At 42.0% G+C, this 1,841-nt stretch carries 2 protein-coding genes and 2 pseudogenes; all 4 read left to right on the top strand.

What is annotated here, in order from left to right; genetic code table 11:
• Nucleotides 1-611, top strand: a pseudogene (locus ACP45E_RS16160) (YccS family putative transporter); the annotation flags it as partial.
• Between the two features lie 159 nt (nucleotides 612-770).
• The gene (locus ACP45E_RS16155) at nucleotides 771-932 is read left to right on the top strand and encodes a hypothetical protein (RefSeq protein WP_017033699.1); all 162 of its coding nucleotides are present in this window, start codon (nucleotides 771-773) and stop codon (nucleotides 930-932) included.
• 74 nt (nucleotides 933-1,006) lie between these two features.
• The gene (locus tag ACP45E_RS16150; protein ID WP_017033700.1) at nucleotides 1,007-1,324 is read left to right on the top strand and encodes a hypothetical protein; all 318 of its coding nucleotides are present in this window, start codon (nucleotides 1,007-1,009) and stop codon (nucleotides 1,322-1,324) included.
• Between the two features lie 89 nt (nucleotides 1,325-1,413).
• Nucleotides 1,414-1,841 (top strand): annotated as a pseudogene (locus ACP45E_RS16145) (hydroxymethylglutaryl-CoA reductase); the annotation flags it as partial.

Here is a 1,841-nt window from a genome sequence, read left to right as displayed (position 1 = left end):
TGATGTTTATTTTTCCAGAGTGGCAGTCAAGACGATTACATAAAGTCATGGCCAGTGCCGTCGATTCTAATAATGCGTACTTAGGTCAAGTCATCGCACAATATCGAATCGGTAAGAAAGACACACTTAATTATCGAATGGCGCGCAGGCAAGCCCACGACGCCGATGCGAACTTAACCTACGCAATAAGCGCCATGCTTTCAGAGCCTGGAAAGTATCAAACATTAGTGGATGAAAGCTTCCGTTTTTTAACCTTGAACCATGCCCTGTTAAGCTACATTTCAGCGTTAGGCGCACATAGAACCAGAATCGACGATATGACGATTCACCAATTAATATTAGACACGCACAGTGTTGTCCATAAACATCTTAATTTGATTCATCAACAGTTGTTTGACCAATGTGAGCGTTGCGATCTCACATTGATTGACGATTTGGACTTAACCCGACGACTCAATGAATGGCGAGAAGATGATGATAAATCTGCTAGAATGGTGTTGCAGCAATTGCATTTGGTTTATCGAATGATTCCTGAGCTGCATTCTCTGGCGAGCAAACTGGCGGTTCGAGTTAAAAGTAAGGAAAGTAACAGCACTGAGAGTACTGTGTGAACCTGGTTAAAAGATAAAAAACACTGCAACAGATTGCTCAATAAACAACCATATAACAGAATACTTACGTTATTCGGACATTACTACGGCCCCGTTATTTACTATCTCATTACGTTCAAATAGAAGCCGAAATAAAAGTCCACTGGGGGGGGGTTGTTTATGACACCATCGAACTTTGAGCAATTGAAAACTCAGTTGCATTTATTGACACCGCAGCAACTGAAAAGCCTGTTAAGTGAAATTCAACATAGCCTTGGGAATAATGTGGCTAAATTGGTCACTGAAGAAGAGCTCAACCTCATCTCTAGCCTTTTTTCGTAATTAGCTCAATCTGGTTAGCACAACTTGCAGAAATTGCAAATAGGACTTAAGCTTTTATTAGTAGAGGGGGCCCTATGTCAATTTCGAGTATACAGTCTGGATACCCAATTATTGAACAGTCATCTAAGATGGCTGAAGAAGCCGCGCAAGAAATACAAGCCCTCCCGATTCAATCTTCTTTAGCTACCCCGACCGAACCAACGTCTCCAATCGATAAAGACGGATTAAAGTTTAATGAAGTCAACTTTGACGCACCAAAACATGAATACGTCGCATCCTATACGGAACCTTTAATCAAACTGAACCAAGCAACCCAGTACAGCAAAATTGGGACTAATATGTTGCAAAGAGATCAAGAGATGATCGGAACCTTGCTTGATATTCATATTTAGTGATGACTTTTTAACGTGAAGTGTCTAACAGCCTTGAGTTTATTTGCTTTCACAGTAGAATCTCTGAAAATTATAAGATTCGACTTTCTATGCCTAAATTACATTTACACCGACGTGATTACGTTTCCATTCTGCATGGCGACGAAAGCTCCTTTAACTTAGAGCACATTTTTAAGCCTAATCTCGATAAGCCTTCACTTCGGCTAACGCCTAGCCCATTTCTTACGGACAAAAATCTCGATAAGCGGTGGCAAAAGCTAAGCTCTATGACGGATCAAGCGCAACTTCTTGATGCATCAACGTTAGAGCAAAAAGACGCTTATGCGAAAAATATTGAGCATTTTATTGGCACAGTCAAAGTCCCTGTGGGTATTGCAGGCCCATTACGAGTTAACGGCCTGATCGCACGCGATGATTTTCTGGTGCCTCTTGCCACCACCGAAGCCGCATTAGTCGCATCTTATAATCGCGGTTCGCAGCTCATTACCGCAGCAGGCGGAGCCAGCGCCATGTTATT

Origin of the sequence: Vibrio genomosp. F10 str. 9ZD137 (assembly GCF_049974785.1) — a bacterium.
Taxonomy (GTDB): Bacteria; Pseudomonadota; Gammaproteobacteria; order Enterobacterales; family Vibrionaceae; genus Vibrio.
Note: the sequence above shows the minus strand (reverse complement) of the source record. Positions and strands in the feature narration are given on the sequence as shown.